The following is a 15,297-nucleotide window of genomic DNA, read 5'->3' on the forward strand; positions in this document are numbered from 1 at the left end:
TGACGGCTCAGGAGCTGAGGCCCTCGTGCGGAGCGCCGTGACGGCTCAGGAGCCGAGGCCCTCGGTCGGCAGGCCCGGCGGCAGCGAACCGCCCTCGGACCTGGTGTACGTCTCCTCGCCGACGCCGCCCTCCCACGTCACCTCGAGCGAGGTGCCGTCGACCGACTCGACCGTGCCGGTCGCCCGGTCGTCGCTGCCCGCGGTGCACTTCAGGCGGATCGTGCGGGTGCCGGAAGCCTCGCCGGCGGTGCCGCTGCACACGGTCCCGCCGGTGGCGAAGAGGGCCGCCTTGTCGCCGGTGACCATCAGGGCGACCGCCTGGCCGTCGGCGGTGGCCAGCCAACTGCCCTCCAGTTCCCCGGCGGTGGAGGGCGATCCGCCCGAGCCGCCGCCGCTCTCCGCGCTCGCGGAGGCGCTGGGCGCCGCCGACTTGTCACCGCCGCCACCGGAGCCACCGCCGGAGCCGCCGTCGTCGGAGTCACCGCCGTCGGTGCACGCGGTCAGCGCCAGCGCGCCCACCAGCCCGACGGCCACGGCCGCGGTCCGCACGGACCGCCGGGCCGACCGCCCGCGCGGGCTCGGGGCACCCTCGGACGTACCCGTACCCGTACCCGTACCCGTAGCTGCACCCTCGGGCGTACCCGCAGCCGCGCTCGTCGCGTTCGCCGTGCTCGCCGTACTGTCCACAGTCACCCATGTCACCGGAAGCTCCAAGCTGTTGCCGGGCGGCCGTTCGGCCCCAAGACAGCCGCAAGCTACCAGGACGCCTTGCGCACCCCGGGAAGGTGACCGGCGTGCGCTTGCTCACGCAGGTTCACCCGGGAGAGCCCGAAGGTGCGGAGGTAACCGCGCGGGCGGCCGTCGACCTGGTCGCGGTTGCGCACCCGCGTGGCGCTCGCGTCGCGGGGCTGCCTGCGCAGTTCCCGCTGGGCGGCGAGCCGTTCGGCCTCCGTGGAGGACGGCCGGCGGACGATCTCCTTCAGTTCGGCCCGGCGCTCGGCGTACCGGGCGACGGTCCGCTGTCGCTGCTCGTTCTTCGCGATCTTGCTCTTCTTCGCCATCAGATCCTCACTCCCCGGGCACGGATGCGGGCCACGGCCGCCTCGACGCCGATCGCGTCGACGGTCTTGATCCCCTTCGCGCTGAGCCGCAGCCGGACGTGCCGGTTCTCGCTCGGCAGCCAGTAGCGCTTGCTCTGGACGTTGGGGTCGAAGCGGCGGGAGGTCCGCCGGTGGGAGTGCGAGATGCGGTTGCCGAAGCCGGGCCGGGCCCCGGTCAGCATGCAGTGGGCGGACACGGTGACGTACCTCTCCTTCGGGTCGGAGGACCCCTAGCTGTTAATGGAATTCATTTTCAGTAAGATACCAGCCATGGCACGCAACGAACTCCGCCCGGTCATCAAACTCCGGTCCACCGCCGGGACCGGTTTCACCTACGTCACCCGCAAGAACCGCCGCAACGACCCGGACCGGCTGGTCCTGCGCAAGTACGACCCGGTCGCCGGCCGGCACGTCGACTTCCGAGAGGAGCGCTGACCCGCCATGCGCAAGGGCATCCACCCCGAGTACCGCCCGGTCGTCTTCCGCGACCGCGCAGCCGACTACGCCTTCCTCACCCGCTCGACCATGACCAGCGAGCGCACGATCGAGTGGGAGGACGGCCACACCTACCCGGTCGTCGACGTCGAGATCTCGAACGTCAGCCACCCCTTCTACACCGGCACCGCCCGAGTCCTGGACACGGCCGGCCGCGTGGAGCGGTTCGAGCGGCGGTACGGGAAGCGGGGCGGGGCATGAGCGGGCCCGACCGCCCGGCGCTGCCCGTGGTGATCGTCGGCGGACTGCACGCCGACGCCCGAAAGGCGGCCGTGGCCCGGCTCCTCGCCGACGTGCCCGGCAGCGTCGTCCTCCACCACGACCTTGCGACGGCCACCGCGGGCACGGTCGTGCGGACCGTGCGGGACGCCACCGGCATCGTCTCCGCCGGCGAGGCGCCGCTCGTCAACGACTGCGCCTGCTGCGCCCTGCGCGAGGACCTCGTCCCCGAACTGGCCCGCCTCGCGGACGCCGGTGGCACCCCGCTGGCCGTCGTCGAGCTGTGGGACTCCGTGGAGCCCAAGGCGATGGCCGAGGTGGTGACGGCCGGCGGTTTCACCGTCACCGGCGTGATCACCGCCGTCGACCCGGCGCTGGTGCTGCCGTACCTCGGCAACGGCGACGACCTCGCCGAGGGCGGCCTCGCCGCCGCGGCCACCGACCAGCGCACCGTCGCCGACACCTTCGCGCGCCAGCTGGAGTACGCCCCCGTCCTCGCCCTCGCCGACTCCCCGGAGGCCGACGACGAGGACCGCGAGCTGCTGGCCCAGCTGCATCCGACGGCCCGCCGGGTCCCGATCGGCCACGGTGACCCGGCGGGCTCCCCGCCCGCGCCGTCCGCGTCGCCCAGCCCGCAGGCGCCGCCCCGCCCGTCCGCGTCGCCCCGCCCGTCCGAGCCCAGCCCCTCGTCCGAGCTGGCGCGCGCCGCACTCGCCGGCTTCGACGTGGAGGCCGCTGCCGCCGCTCAGCACCCGGCCTGCGCCCTGCTGCCCGCCGAGGCCGACGCGCACGGCGTCACCACCCTGGTGTGGCACAGCCGCCGGCCCTTCCACCCGGAGCGTCTCTACGCGGCGCTGGAGGACCTGACCTGCGCCGCGGCCCGCAGCCGGGGCCGGTTCTGGCTCGCCGACAAGGCGGACACGCTGCTGCACTGGGACGCCGCCGGCGGAGCGCTGTGCGTGGAGGGCGCGGGGCCGTGGCTCGCCTCGCTGCCCGACGCGGCCTGGGAGCTGGTGCCGCCGGTGCGCCGCGCCGCCGCCGCGCTGGACTGGCACCCCGAGCACGGCGACCGCTGCCAGCACCTGGTCTTCACGTCCCCCGGCCTCGACCGCGACGGCCTGGAACGGCTCCTGGAGTCCTGCCTGCTGACCGACGCCGAGTACGCCGCCGGACGGGCCGCCTGGGAGCGCCTGCCGTCCGCCTTCGACACCCTCCTGGAGGTCTGAGAGCCCATGCCCCGCAAGAACGACCGCAAGCCCGCCAAGCAGCGGCCCAATCCGCTGGACCAGGCCGGAGTGACGTACATCGACTACAAGGACACCGACCTGTTGCGGAAGTTCATCTCCGACCGAGGCAAGATCCGCAGCCGCCGGGTCACCCGCGTGACGTCCCAGCAGCAGCGGCAGCTGGCCAGAGCGATCAAGAACGCCCGGGAGATGGCGCTGCTGCCGTACTCCACACGCTGACCCGCGCCGCGAGCCGTTCACCGGCGCCGGAGCCCAGGGCCCGCTCATCGGAGCGGGCCCTCGGTTTTGTTGCATGTTGTTGCATGTTCTTCGAATACGGGGGCATACGCGGGAACGAGTTCTTCGGAGCGGGCGTCAAAGAGTGCGGGACTCGGTCGAGCGGTCGTCGAAGCTGTAACCGCGGGAGCACCGCGCGTGCACGTGCATTTGCTCATGCATCCGCACGTGAACAGGGTTATGATCCGGATCAGTTGACCACTGCATCAATGGCCACATCAGCCAGTGCACCACCGGGGAGCGACCTGTGGACCACGACGTGTACGACGTGTACGCCGCTGACGACGCGTCCGGCGTGTACAACGGCATGGCCGCCACGCAGTTGCACGACGTGGCCTGGCAGAAGAGCCGGCACAGCAACTCGCAGGGGTCGTGCGTGGAGTTCGCGCGGCTGCCCGACGGCGCGGTGGCGGTGCGCAACTCCCGCTTCCCCGACGGGCCCGCGCTCGTCTACACGCGCGCCGAGATCGAGGCCATGCTGCTGGGCGTCAAGGACGGCGAGTTCGACCACTTGGTCGCCGGCTGACGCGTCCCGGACGCCGGCCGGCCCGCCCGGGGACGCGAGCTGACACGCGTAGATCCGCGGCACGCGAAGGTGCCGCGGTCCGTCGTCACTCGTAGGCCGGGCCGGTCCCCCCGCCGGGCCGCCCGAGCCGGAACAGCGCCCAGACCACCTTGCCGTCGAGCGTGCCGGCGAGCGGGTGCCAGCCCCAACTGTCGCTGAAGGAGTCGACGAGGAACAGGCCCCGGCCCGACTCCGCCGAGAAGTCGTCCGTCTCGCGCGCCACCGGGCTGTCGTGACTGGGGTCGCGCACCGCGCACACCAGCCGCTCGGGCCAGCGCATCAGGTGCAGCCGGACCGGGCCGTTGTGTTCGGGCCCGCGCGGGGTGTCGGCGGGCAGCGCGTGGCGCAGCGCGTTGGTGACGAGTTCGGAGACGACGAGGCAGACGTCGTCGAACCGGTCGCCCATGCCCCAGCCGTCGAGCGTTCTGCGGGTGAAGCCCCTGGCCTCGCGCACCGCCTCGAAGCGTGGCGGCAGGGCGCAGGAGGCGGCGTTGGACACGGCCGCGGGGTCGAGTGGCGGAAGGCCCTGCCGTAACGGCTCGAGCATGGTCGATCCATTCGTCCCCATGCGAGGCACTCCCGAAATTCGCGGTCCGTAGCGATGCGGCGCGGTGGTGCGGGACCATGGTTTCGGATGCGTACCGCAGATGCAAGGGCAGATGCACGTGCACGTGACCGAAATGGACCTGCCCGTACCGCTTGTTGGTCAATTTTTCCGTCATCTTCGCCTGCCCTTCACCCCGTTTCGCGGCCGGTTCCGGACCGTTCCGCGCATGATCCTGCGCGTTCCTTTTGGCTCGATTCCGTTTCCGTAACCGGACGAGTACTGCTCGGAGTGTTTTAGTGGCAGACTTCGGCCCCTGAAGACGGTTGGGGAGGCTGGCGAAGGTGAGCGCGGGAGAGCCCGGATCGGTGGTGCGGCGCATGCTGCTCGGATCACAACTCAGGCGACTGCGTGAGACGCGGGGGATCACGCGGGAGGCGGCGGGCTACTCGATCCGCGCCTCCGAGTCGAAGATCAGCCGGATGGAGCTGGGCCGGGTGAGCTTCAAGACGAGGGACGTCGAGGACCTGCTGACGCTGTACGGCATCACGGACGAGCAGGAGCGCAACTCCCTGCTCTCGCTGGCCAAGGAGGCCAACGTCGCGGGCTGGTGGCACAGTTACTCCGACGTGCTGCCCAGCTGGTTCCCCACCTACGTGGGCCTGGAGGGCGCCGCCTCGCTGATCCGAGTCTACGAGGTGCAGTTCGTGCACGGCCTGCTGCAGACCGCGGAGTACGCCCGCGCGGTCGTCCGGCGGGGCATGAAGGGCGCCGGCGAGGCGGACGTCGAACGCCGGGTGGCCCTGCGCCTGGAGCGGCAGAAGCACCTCGTCGCCGAGAACGCTCCCGAGTTCCACATCGTCCTGGACGAGGCCGCGCTGCGCCGCCCCTACGGCGACCGCGAGGTGATGCGCGGACAGCTCCAGCACCTCATCGAGATGTCCGAACGCCCCAACATCCGCCTCCAGGTCATGCCGTTCGGCTTCGGCGGGCACTCCGGCGAGAGTGGCGCGTTCACGATCCTCAGCTTCCCCGAGTCCGACCTCTCGGACGTCGTGTACCTGGAGCAGCTCACCAGCGCGCTGTACCTCGACAAGCACGAGGACGTCACCCAGTACGAGACCGCGCTGAAGGAACTCCAGCAGGACAGCCCGGGGCCGGACGAGAGCCGGGACCTTCTGCGGGGTCTTCTCCAACTCTCCTGAGACATAAGTACGATGACGCTCAATCAGGCCGCTTGCTCGCGGACGCGGCGGCAGCTATGGGGATTGAGGGATCACATGTCGTCGTACTTCACCGACCTCGCCCAGCAGTACATCGACGGCGAGTGGCGACCGGGCACCGGCTCCTGGGACATCATCGACTTCAACCCGTACGACAACGAGAAGCTGGCCTCGATCACCATAGCCACGGTCGACGAGGTCGACGAGGCCTACCGGGCCGCCGAGCGCGCGCAGAAGCAGTGGGCGGCGACGAACCCGTACGCCCGCCGCGCGGTGTTCGAGAAGGTGCTGCGCCTGGTCGAGGACCACGAGGCGGAGATCAGTGACGCGATCGTCGCCGAGCTCGGCGGCACCCGCCTGAAGGCCGCCTTCGAACTGCACCTCGCCAAGGAGTTCCTGCGCGAGGCCGTGCACCTGTCGCTGCGCCCCGAGGGCCGGATCATCCCCTCGCCGGTCGACGGCAAGGAGAACCGCGTCTACCGGGTGCCGGTCGGCGTCGTGGGCGTCATCAGCCCCTTCAACTTCCCCTTCCTGCTCTCCCTGAAGTCGGTCGCCCCGGCCCTCGCCCTCGGCAACGGCGTCGTCCTCAAGCCGCACCAGAACACTCCGGTGGTCGGCGGCACCCTGGTCGCCAAGCTCTTCGAGGACGCCGGCCTGCCGGGCGGTCTGCTGAACGTCGTCGTCACGGACATCGCGGAGATCGGCGACGCCTTCCTGGAGCACCCGGTCCCGAAGGTCATCTCCTTCACCGGCTCGGACAAGGTCGGCCGCCACGTGGCCACCGTCTGCGCCGCGACCTTCAAGCGCTCGGTCCTCGAACTCGGCGGCAACAGCGCCCTGGTCGTCCTCGACGACGCCGACGTCGACTACGCGGTGGACGCCGCCGTCTTCAGCCGGTTCGTGCACCAGGGGCAGGTCTGCATGGCCGCCAACCGCGTCCTGGTCGACCGTTCGGTCGCCGACGAGTTCACCGAGAAGTTCGTGGCCAAGGTCGCCGGCCTCAAGACCGGCGACCCGCGCGACCCCTCGACGGTCATCGGCCCGGTGATCAACTCCTCGCAGGCGGACGCGATCTCGGCCGTCGTCGAGCAGGCGCTGGCCGAGGGTGCCACCGCCCTGGTGCGCGGCACGACCACGGACAACCTGGTCGAGCCGTCGGTCCTGACCGGCCTGCCCGCCGACTCCGCCCTGCTGAAGCAGGAGGTCTTCGGCCCGGTCGCCTTCCTCGTCCCCTTCGACGGCGAGGAGGAGGCCGTACGCCTGGTCAACGACACCCCGTACGGTCTGAGCGGCGCCGTGCACACCGGGAACATCGAGCGCGGCGTCAACTTCGCCAAGCGGATCGACACCGGCATGTTCCACGTGAACGACGGCACCGTGCACGACGAGCCGATCGTGCCCTTCGGCGGCGAGAAGCACTCCGGCATCGGCCGCCTCAATGGCGACACCATGCTGGACGCCTTCACCACGCAGAAGTGGATCTCGGTGCAGCACGGGCGGAGCGGCTTCCCGTTCTGAGGGGGTCTCCCGGGACCGGGGCGTGACCCGTCCCCGGTCCCGCCTACGCTGGGTGCCATGTCAGTGATCCGACTCCTGGTGCTCGGCGCGGTGCGCCAGCACGGGCGGGCCCACGGCTACCAGGTGCGCAACGACCTGGAGTACTGGGGCGCGCACGAGTGGTCCAACGCCAAGCCCGGCTCGATCTACCACGCGCTGAAGCAGATGGCCAAGCAGGGCCTGCTGGTCGCGCACGAGATCGCCCCGTCGACCGCGGGCGGCCCGCCGCGCACCGAGTACGAGATCACCGAGCAGGGGGCAGAGGAGTACTTCACGCTGCTGCGGGAGTCCCTCACCGCGTACGACCAGAAGCCCGACGTGCTCTCCGCCGGGCTCGGCCTCATGGTCGACCTCGGGCGCGAGGAGGTGCTCGGCCTGCTGGAGGAGCGGATCCGCGCGATCCAGGAGTGGCGCAGGTCCGTCACCGAGTACTACACGCCCGAGGAGGGGCCCGGGCAGCTCGGGCACATCGGCGAGATCATGAACTTCTGGGTGCACTCCGCCGACACCGGCGCCGAGTGGACCCGCGCGCTGATCGAGCGCATCCGCGGCGGCGCGTACACCTTCGCCGGGGAGGGCGAGCCGTTCGTCGGCGTCCTCGGCGAGGGCGAGGAGAACCCGTACGGTGCGGGGGAGCCGCATCCCGGCGACCGGGACTGATGAACTCGGTCGGCTAATCAAGTTTGACTAAGTGCCTCGACGGGCATACCCTCCTCCGCTGGTAGTCAAGTTTGACTAATTGAGGAGACCGAGTGACCGACGCGGCGATCATCGTCGAAGGAGCACGCAAGAAGTACGGCGACAAGCACGCGCTGGACGGACTCGACCTCACCGTCGCGCGGGGCACGGTCCACGGCGTTCTGGGGCCCAACGGCGCGGGCAAGACGACGTTGGTCCGCATCCTGTCCACCCTCCTGCGCCCCGACGCGGGCCGCATCGAGGTGGCCGGCCACGACGTCGTCACCCGGGCGTACGCCGTACGGCTGCGCATCGGCCTGCTCGGCCAGCACGCGGCGCTCGACGAGGAGCTGGGCGGCAGGCAGAACCTGGAGATGTTCGGCCGGCTCCACCACCTGGGCGCCCGGCGGGCACGCGCGCGTGCCGACGAACTCCTGGCCCGTTTCGACCTCACCGACACCGGACGCAAACCGGTCAGCGCCTACAGCGGCGGCATGCGGCGCCGCCTGGACCTGGCCGCGTCCCTCATCACCGAACCGGAGGTGCTCTTCCTGGACGAGCCGACCACCGGCCTCGACCCGCGCGGTCGCGCCGAGGTGTGGTCCTCGGTCCGCTCCCTGGTAGGGGGCGGTACGACGGTCCTGCTCACCACCCAGTACCTGGAGGAGGCCGACCAGCTCGCCGACCGCATCTCGGTCGTCGACGCAGGCCGGGTCATCGCCGACGGCACGGCGGACGAGCTGAAGGCCGCCACCGGCGGCGACCGCGTCGACGTCGTCCTGCGCGACGCCGGACAGCTCGGCGCCGCCCTCGCCCTGCCGCCGCTCACCGGCGCCCGCGTCGATGCCGACCGCCGGCTGCTCAGCGCACCCGTCACCGACCGGATGGCGGCCCTGTCCGGCGTCGTACGGGCGCTGGAGGAGGCCGGTCTGGAGGCCGAGGACGTGGCCCTGCGCCGCCCGACCCTGGACGAGGTCTTCCTGCACCTCACCGACCGCACGAAGGAGGCCGTGTGAGTACGAACGCCATGCACGCCACGTCCTACGCCCTGACCGACTCCTGGACCATGACCCGCCGCGAGCTGGCCCGCTGGGCGCGGCAGCCGGTCCCGGTCGTCGTCAATCTGGTCTTCCCGGTCATGCTGCTGCTGATGTTCGGCTACCTCGTCGGCGGCGGCCGGGGGGTGAGCGGCGCGTACGTCGACTACCTCGTTCCCGGGATGCTCGCGCTCACCATGGCCTTCGGCCTGGAGGGCACGATGATCGCCGTCACCCGGGACCTCGACAAGGGAGTCGTCGACCGCTTCCGCTCCCTGCCCATGACCAACGGGGCGGTCCTGGTGGGCCGCTGCACCGCCGACATGCTCCAGTCGGCGGCCGGGCTCGCGGTGCTGATCGCCGTCGGGTACGCGCTCGGCTGGCGGGCGCACGGCGGCCCCGGTGCCTTCCTGGGCGCGGTGGGCCTGCTCCTGCTGTTCCGGTTCGCGATGCTGTGGGTCGGCATCCACCTGGCCCTGGTCGCCGGGAAGCCGGAAATGGTGCAGGCGGTGCAGATCCTGGTCTGGCCGGTCGGCTTCCTCTCCAACGCCTTCGCCACCCCCGACGCCATGCCGGGCTGGCTGGGCACGCTCGTCGGGTGGAACCCGATGTCCCACACCGCCACCGCCGTACGCGACCTGTTCGGCGGCCCCGGCGGCGAGGCGGGGCACGTGTGGGCGGCGGTCGGGTGGCCGCTCGCCCTCGTGGCGGTGTTCTTCCCGCTGGCGGTGCGGCGGTTCGCCCGGCTCAGCCGCTGAGGGCCGTCGTCCGCGGCGGGATGCGGACGACGGCCGCTAGTGGTGGAAACCGGTGGCCGCACCCTTGTCCCGGGTCAGCGGGCGCGGCTGCCGCCGCAGCTCCGGAAGCAGCCGCTCCAGCTCCTGGACCAGCAGGTCCGCCATGTCGGCGGAGAAGCCGTTGCGGCACACCACGCGCAGCGCGGACAGGTCCTGGCGGTTCGGCGGGAAGGTGTAGGCGGGCACCAGCCAGCCGCCCTCCCGCAGCCGCCGGGAGACGTCGAACACGTCGTACGCCGTCACGTCGTCGGCCGTCGTGAAGGCGAACACCGGCAGCTGGTCACCGCGCGTCAGCAGCCGGAAGTCGCCGAGCGCCGCCACCCGCTCGGCGAGCCCTCGCGCGATGTCCCGCGACGCCTGCTGCACCGCGCGGTAACCGTCCCGCCCCAGCCGCAGGAACGTGTAGTACTGCGCGACCACCTGCGCGCCGGGCCGGGAGAAGTTCAGCGCGAAGGTCGGCATGTCGCCGCCCAGGTAGTTGACCCGGAAGACCAGTTCCTCGGGCAGCGCGTCCGCGTCCCGCCACAGCGCCCAGCCGACGCCGGGGTAGACGAGCCCGTACTTGTGCCCCGAGGTGTTGATCGACGCGACCCTCGGCAGCCGGAAGTCCCACACCAGGTCCTCGTCGAGGAAGGGGGCGACCATCGCGCCGGAGGCTCCGTCGACGTGCACCGGGACGTCGAGGCCGGTCCGCTCCTGGAGGGCGTCCAGGGCGGCGCACAGGTCGGCGACCGGCTCGTAGGACCCGTCGAAGGTGGAGCCGAGGATGCCGACGACCCCGATCGTGTTCTCGTCGCACAGCTCGGCCGCGGCCTGCGGGTCGAGGTGGAAGCGGTCGCCCTCCATCGGCACCTGCCGGGCCTCCACCTCCCAGAAGTTGCAGAACTTCTCCCAGCAGACCTGGACGTTCACGCCCATCACCAGATTGGGCCGGGCGTCCTTCGAGGGGTACCGGTCGGCGTTGCGCAGCGCCCAGCGCCGCTTCAGCGCCATCCCGGCCAGCATGCAGGCCTCGCTCGACCCGGTCGTCGAGCAGCCCACGGCCGCCGACGGGTCGGGCGCGTGCCAGAGGTCGGCGAGCATCGCCACACAGCGCCGCTCCAGCTCGGCGGTGCGCGGGTACTCGTCCTTGTCGATCATGTTCTTGTCCCGGCACTCGGCCATCAGCACCCCGGCCTGCGGCTCCATCCAGGTGGTGACGAAGGTGGCCAGGTTGAGGCGCGCGTTGCCGTCCAGCATCAGCTCGTCGTGGACCAGCCGATACGCCGTCTCAGGGGGCAGCGGGGAGTCGGGGAGGCGGTGGGTCGGCGGCGCCTCGGTCATGCCGCCGAGCGGGTTCGTCGCGCCGTGGAACGGGTTGACGGCGAGCCGGCGCCGGTCGCGGTCGTCGTCGTGGGACTCGTGGGGTCCCTGGTGCAATGGCATGCAGCCGACGGTAGGTCCGGGTCCCGGACCTCGCACTCGGGCTTGCACCTCACGTCGCGTGAGGCGGCAGCGTGGAGGGCGTCAGAGAAGGGAGCGGAAGTGAGCTACTCCGTGGGACAGGTGGCCGGCTTCGCCGGAGTGACGGTGCGCGCCCTGCACCACTACGACGACATCGGCCTGCTCGTACCGAGCGAGCGCAGCCACGCGGGCCACCGGCGCTACAGCGACGCCGACCTCGACCGGCTGCAGCAGATCCTGTTCTACCGGGAGCTGGGCTTCCCGCTCGACGAGGTCGCCGTCCTGCTCGACGACCCGGACGCGGACCCGCGCGCACACCTGCGCCGCCAGCACGAACTGCTGACCGCCCGGATCGAGAAGCTGGAGAAGATGGCGGCGGCCGTGGAGCACGCCATGGAGGCACGCAGCATGGGCATCAACCTCACGCCCGAGGAGAAGTTCGAGGTCTTCGGCGACTTCGACCCCGACCAGTACGAGGAGGAGGTCCGGGAGCGCTGGGGAGACACCGACGCCTACCGCCAGTCCAAGGAGAAGACCGCCTCGTACACCAAGGAGGACTGGCAGCGCGTCCAGGACGAGGCCGACGCGCTCACCCGGCGCTTCGTCGCCCTGATGGAGGCCGGTGAGCCAGCCGACTCGGAGGCGGCCATGGACGTCGCCGAGGACCACCGGCAGGGCATCGCCCGCAACCACTACGACTGCGGGTACGAGATGCACACCTGCCTGGGCGAGATGTACGTCTCGGACGAACGTTTCACGCGAAACATCGACGCCGCCAAGCCGGGGCTCGCCGCCTACATGCGCGACGCGATCCTCGCCAACGCCGTCCGGCACACCTCCTGAGCGGTGGTCGTGGCCCGGGTCTCACTCCCGGGCCACGACCACCGCCGTCCCGTACGCGCACACCTCGGTGCCCACGTCCGCCGCCTCCGTCACGTCGAAGCGGAACGCCAGCACGGCGTTGGCCCCCCGCGCGCGGGCCTGCTCGACCAGCCGGTCCATCGCCTGGTTGCGGGTCTCCACCAGCGTCTTCGTGAGCCCGCGCAGCTCGCCGCCGACCAGCGACTTCAGCCCGGCGCCGATCTGGCTCCCCAGGTGCCGGGAGCGCACGGTCAGCCCGAAGACCTCCCCGAGCACCTCCTGCACCCGATGGCCCGGCAGGTCGTTCGTGGTCACGACGAGCACCTCGGGCCGAGGGCCCTGTCCGCCGCCGTATTCTTCAATCCCCATGGTTCTCAGGCTTCCCCGGGCGGGGGCACAGTGCACCCCCAGCCGTCCCGTGGAACCTGGAACCGGACGGCTGCGTTGATACGTTTGGGCAGCCAGCCCCCGCCCGCCCCCCAGTGCAGGAGCCACATTCCCGTGACCACGCTTGCGCTCGGCCCCGAGTGGCTGAGCCCGGACTACCTGATCGAGACCTTCGCTCTGCCGGGCATCCTGCTCATCGTCTTCGCCGAGTCCGGACTCTTCGCGTTCCTGCCCGGTGACTCCCTGCTGTTCACCGCGGGCCTCTTCGTCGCCCAGGGCGAGTACATCAGCCAGCCGCTGTGGCTGGTGTGCACCCTGATCGTGCTGGCCGCCGTCATCGGCGACCAGGTGGGCTACATGATCGGCAAGTTCCTCGGCCCCAAGCTCTTCAACCGCCCGAACTCCAAGCTCTTCAAACAGGAGAACCTGGACAAGGCCCACGAGTTCATGGAGAAGTACGGGCCCAAGGCGATCGTCCTGGCCCGCTTCGTGCCGATCGTGCGCACCTTCGCCCCCATCGTGGCGGGCGCCGGCCGCATGCAGTACCGCACGTTCCTCACGTACAACGTCATCGGCGGCATCGCCTGGGGCACGGGCGTCACCCTGGCGGGCTACTGGCTCGGGCAGATCGAGTTCATCCGTACCAACGTCGAGCCCATCCTGGTCCTGATCGTCGTCCTCTCGGTCGTCCCGATCGCCATCGAGTACCTGCGCGAGCGCAAGAAGAAGAAGCAGGCGCCGGCGGTCCAGCCCCAGACGGCCCAGGTCCAGCAGCCGCAGCAGTCGTACCCGGTGATGGACGACGCCACGACCCAGCTCCGCCGCGTGGACCCGTACGAGCAGCCGCAGCCGCAGCAGTACCAGCAGCCGCAGCAGCAGTACCAGCAGCCGAAGCCGCAGCAGCCTTACGCCCAGCAGTATCAGCAGCCGCAGCAGTACCCGCAGCAGCCGTACGACCCGCAGGGCTACCAGCAGCCGTACAACCAGGGGCACTGACACGGACCGAGTGGGGGCGGGGTCGCTGCAGCGGCCCCGCCCCCACTGCGTTTCCTAGAAGCCCCGGGTCCGCTTGGCCGCCCGCCGGCCCGCCGCACTCGCCGCGCCGGGCACCCGCAGGAACAGCCGCGAGATCTCACCGCCGAGGTTCACCCCGATGGCGATGGCCATGGCGAGGGCCACCGCCGTGGACAGGTACACCAGCCCCCGGTCGACCTCGCTCTGCGCGATGGCCAGCAGCCCGAAGTACGTCGCCGAACCGGGCAGCAGCGGCCCGATCGCCGCGGTCGTGTACGGCAGCGCCGACGCGAACCGGTACCGGGACATCAGCTGCCCGAACAGACCCACCAGCCCCGCCGCGGCGGCCGTGGAGGCCACCGGCGAGATGTCGCCGACGAGGTGCATGGCGCCGTACACGCTCCAGGCGACACCCCCGTTCAGGGTCACCGCCAGCACGGTGGACCGTTCCTGCTGGAGCAGGATCGCGAAGGCCAGCGACAGCAGCATCGACGCGCCGATCTGCACGAGCGGCTCGTCGCCGGTGCCCAGCTGGGCGTCCGGATTGAGCTCGGCGCCCAGCTGGACGCCGAAGTACAGCACCACCAGTACCCCGGCGACGATGCTGACGAAGAAGTACATGACCTCCAGCAGGCGTGCCGCGGCGGTGATGTAGAAGCCGGTCAGGCCGTCCTGCACCCCGGCGACCAGCGCCCGCCCGGGCAGCAGCGCGAAGAGGCCACCGGTGATGACCGCCGACGCCTTCACGTCGACGTGGATCAGCGTGAGCACGATCCCCATCGCGGCCGGCGGCATGGCGGCCACCGCGAACTGGTAGAACTCCGGCAGCCCGCGCCCGGCGCAGAGCCAGGCGAGCCGGTCGCCGAGCATCGAGCCCAGCATCGCCGCGACGAACACGGTCAAACCGCCGCCGACCAGCACCGACGCCGCGCCCGCCAGCAGCCCGCTGGCCGTGGTCAGCACCCACGTGGGGTACGGGTGCCGGTTGCGGCGGATCTCCGCGAGGCGCCGGTACGCCTCCTCCAGGGAGATGTGCGTGTCCGGGTCGCTGAGGTCGTCCACCAGGTGGAACACGGCCGCGAGCCGGGTGTAGTCGGTGCCCCGGCGGCGCACCGTCCGCGAGGCCGTCACCGGGTCCTCGACCAGGGACGGCTGGTGGGAGATCGACAGCAGGGTGAAGGTGACGTTCGGCTCGCAGCGGTCCAGGCCGTAGGAGCGGCAGACGGCGAACATCGCCGCCTCCACGTCCTCGGCGCCCTCGCCGCCCGCCAGCAGCAGCTCCCCGATGCGCAGCGTCAGGTCGAGCACGCGCGGCACGGCGGGCCCGGTCTCGTCGTCGTGCTTCTGCGACGGTTCGGGTGCGGGCCGGTCGGCCACCGGCATGCGCAGCATGGCGCGCATGCGGTCCTGCCAGGGCACGTCCGTCAGGTTCACCGCCGGGAAGCCGCTCGCCGGGGTGAAGGCGGCCGGCGACCACGCGTGGTACGTGCTCGGCATGCTGAACGCCGAGCCCTCGGTCTCCGCGGGCGTCCCCGTCGGCGCGTCCAGCCCCTCGGGCAGCGCGAACTCGGAGGTCGTCTCGGACTCCGAGCCGGTGTTCCGGGGGACCGCCAGGCCCTGCGGGATCTCGAACTCGGACGTCGTCGACGACTCGCCGTCGACCGGCGCGCCGACGCCGCTGGGCGGCCGGAAGGCACTGCGCGCCTCGTCCGACTGCGGCTTGCGGTCCTCCGCCTCCGTCACCTGCGAAACGCTCCCTGGGCCCTCGTACGACACACCCTCCTGTAGCCCTCAGTATGCGCACCCAAACGTGAACGGGCCGCACGCGCACGCGTGCGGCCCGTTACGGAAGTG

19 protein-coding genes are annotated in these 15,297 nt (G+C 71.3%); 12 read left to right on the forward strand and 7 right to left on the reverse strand.

What is annotated here, in order from left to right:
* Positions 1-45 precede the first annotated feature (45 nt).
* The 3 genes from ACLIN4_RS19125 to rpmB all read right to left on the reverse strand — a co-directional run bounded on the left by ACLIN4_RS19125 (position 46) and on the right by rpmB (position 1,297).
* On the reverse strand, positions 46-549 hold the full coding sequence (locus ACLIN4_RS19125; RefSeq protein ID WP_107480571.1) for a hypothetical protein: 504 nt from the start codon (positions 547-549) through the stop codon (positions 46-48).
* 206 nt (positions 550-755) lie between these two features.
* The gene (gene rpsN, locus ACLIN4_RS19130; RefSeq protein WP_043371832.1) at positions 756-1,061 is read right to left on the reverse strand and encodes a 30S ribosomal protein S14; all 306 of its coding nucleotides are present in this window, start codon (positions 1,059-1,061) and stop codon (positions 756-758) included.
* Entirely contained in the window at positions 1,061-1,297 is a 237-nt protein-coding gene (gene rpmB / locus ACLIN4_RS19135; RefSeq protein ID WP_100046022.1) for a 50S ribosomal protein L28, read from the reverse strand. The genes rpsN and rpmB overlap by 1 nt, the downstream gene beginning before the upstream one ends.
* A gap of 73 nt (positions 1,298-1,370) precedes the next feature.
* Here rpmB and rpmG point away from each other — a divergent pair, with 73 nt between their 5' ends.
* The 5 genes from rpmG (at position 1,371) to ACLIN4_RS19160 (ending at position 3,863) form a co-directional block, all read left to right on the forward strand.
* A complete protein-coding gene (rpmG, locus tag ACLIN4_RS19140; RefSeq protein WP_019329852.1) occupies positions 1,371-1,535 on the forward strand; it encodes a 50S ribosomal protein L33 in 165 nt (54 codons plus the stop codon).
* Between the two features lie 6 nt (positions 1,536-1,541).
* On the forward strand, positions 1,542-1,796 hold the full coding sequence (locus tag ACLIN4_RS19145; protein ID WP_107480557.1) for a type B 50S ribosomal protein L31: 255 nt from the start codon (positions 1,542-1,544) through the stop codon (positions 1,794-1,796).
* Positions 1,793-3,040, forward strand: coding sequence for a CobW family GTP-binding protein (locus ACLIN4_RS19150; protein ID WP_411576045.1), 1,248 nt, complete (start codon positions 1,793-1,795; stop codon positions 3,038-3,040). The genes ACLIN4_RS19145 and ACLIN4_RS19150 overlap by 4 nt, the downstream gene beginning before the upstream one ends.
* Before the next feature lie 6 nt (positions 3,041-3,046).
* Positions 3,047-3,280 (forward strand): 30S ribosomal protein S18, encoded by a 234-nt coding sequence (rpsR, locus tag ACLIN4_RS19155; RefSeq protein WP_100046020.1) that lies wholly within the window; start codon positions 3,047-3,049, stop codon positions 3,278-3,280.
* Between the two features lie 304 nt (positions 3,281-3,584).
* The gene (locus ACLIN4_RS19160; RefSeq protein WP_043371843.1) at positions 3,585-3,863 is read left to right on the forward strand and encodes a DUF397 domain-containing protein; all 279 of its coding nucleotides are present in this window, start codon (positions 3,585-3,587) and stop codon (positions 3,861-3,863) included.
* A gap of 85 nt (positions 3,864-3,948) precedes the next feature.
* Here the strand turns inward: ACLIN4_RS19160 and ACLIN4_RS19165 are convergent, their stop codons facing one another.
* Positions 3,949-4,470 (reverse strand): ATP-binding protein, encoded by a 522-nt coding sequence (locus tag ACLIN4_RS19165; protein WP_373429020.1) that lies wholly within the window; start codon positions 4,468-4,470, stop codon positions 3,949-3,951.
* 356 nt (positions 4,471-4,826) lie between these two features.
* Between ACLIN4_RS19165 and ACLIN4_RS19170 the strand changes: the two genes are divergently transcribed.
* From ACLIN4_RS19170 to ACLIN4_RS19190, 5 genes are all read left to right on the forward strand, one after another.
* Positions 4,827-5,651 (forward strand): helix-turn-helix domain-containing protein, encoded by an 825-nt coding sequence (locus ACLIN4_RS19170; RefSeq protein WP_100046042.1) that lies wholly within the window; start codon positions 4,827-4,829, stop codon positions 5,649-5,651.
* A gap of 75 nt (positions 5,652-5,726) precedes the next feature.
* Positions 5,727-7,187 carry an aldehyde dehydrogenase family protein gene (locus ACLIN4_RS19175; RefSeq protein WP_107479979.1) on the forward strand — a complete coding sequence of 487 codons (1,461 nt, stop codon included), beginning with the start codon at positions 5,727-5,729 and terminating at the stop codon, positions 7,185-7,187.
* Positions 7,188-7,244: 57 nt separating this feature from the next.
* Positions 7,245-7,886, forward strand: a complete 642-nt coding sequence (locus tag ACLIN4_RS19180) for a PadR family transcriptional regulator (protein ID WP_107479978.1) — start codon at positions 7,245-7,247, stop codon at positions 7,884-7,886.
* A 92-nt stretch (positions 7,887-7,978) separates the two neighbouring features.
* Positions 7,979-8,920 (forward strand): ATP-binding cassette domain-containing protein, encoded by a 942-nt coding sequence (locus ACLIN4_RS19185; RefSeq protein ID WP_107479977.1) that lies wholly within the window; start codon positions 7,979-7,981, stop codon positions 8,918-8,920.
* A gap of 11 nt (positions 8,921-8,931) precedes the next feature.
* A complete protein-coding gene (locus ACLIN4_RS19190; protein WP_107479980.1) occupies positions 8,932-9,699 on the forward strand; it encodes an ABC transporter permease in 768 nt (255 codons plus the stop codon).
* A gap of 36 nt (positions 9,700-9,735) precedes the next feature.
* Here ACLIN4_RS19190 and ACLIN4_RS19195 read toward each other — a convergent pair whose 3' ends face one another.
* Positions 9,736-11,163, reverse strand: coding sequence for a glutamate decarboxylase (locus tag ACLIN4_RS19195; protein WP_290013865.1), 1,428 nt, complete (start codon positions 11,161-11,163; stop codon positions 9,736-9,738).
* 99 nt (positions 11,164-11,262) lie between these two features.
* Between ACLIN4_RS19195 and ACLIN4_RS19200 the strand changes: the two genes are divergently transcribed.
* Entirely contained in the window at positions 11,263-12,024 is a 762-nt protein-coding gene (locus ACLIN4_RS19200) for a MerR family transcriptional regulator (RefSeq protein WP_107479976.1), read from the forward strand.
* Between the two features lie 21 nt (positions 12,025-12,045).
* Here the strand turns inward: ACLIN4_RS19200 and ACLIN4_RS19205 are convergent, their stop codons facing one another.
* Positions 12,046-12,411, reverse strand: coding sequence for a YbjQ family protein (locus tag ACLIN4_RS19205; protein WP_107479975.1), 366 nt, complete (start codon positions 12,409-12,411; stop codon positions 12,046-12,048).
* Between the two features lie 132 nt (positions 12,412-12,543).
* Between ACLIN4_RS19205 and ACLIN4_RS19210 the strand changes: the two genes are divergently transcribed.
* Positions 12,544-13,425 (forward strand): DedA family protein, encoded by an 882-nt coding sequence (locus ACLIN4_RS19210; RefSeq protein ID WP_107479667.1) that lies wholly within the window; start codon positions 12,544-12,546, stop codon positions 13,423-13,425.
* Positions 13,426-13,479: 54 nt separating this feature from the next.
* Here ACLIN4_RS19210 and ACLIN4_RS19215 read toward each other — a convergent pair whose 3' ends face one another.
* Positions 13,480-15,186 carry a threonine/serine ThrE exporter family protein gene (locus tag ACLIN4_RS19215; protein WP_107479668.1) on the reverse strand — a complete coding sequence of 569 codons (1,707 nt, stop codon included), beginning with the start codon at positions 15,184-15,186 and terminating at the stop codon, positions 13,480-13,482.
* Positions 15,187-15,297 lie beyond the last annotated feature (111 nt).

Source organism: Streptomyces mutabilis, from assembly GCF_046628145.1.
GTDB classification, from domain to species: Bacteria; Actinomycetota; Actinomycetes; order Streptomycetales; family Streptomycetaceae; genus Streptomyces; species Streptomyces mutabilis.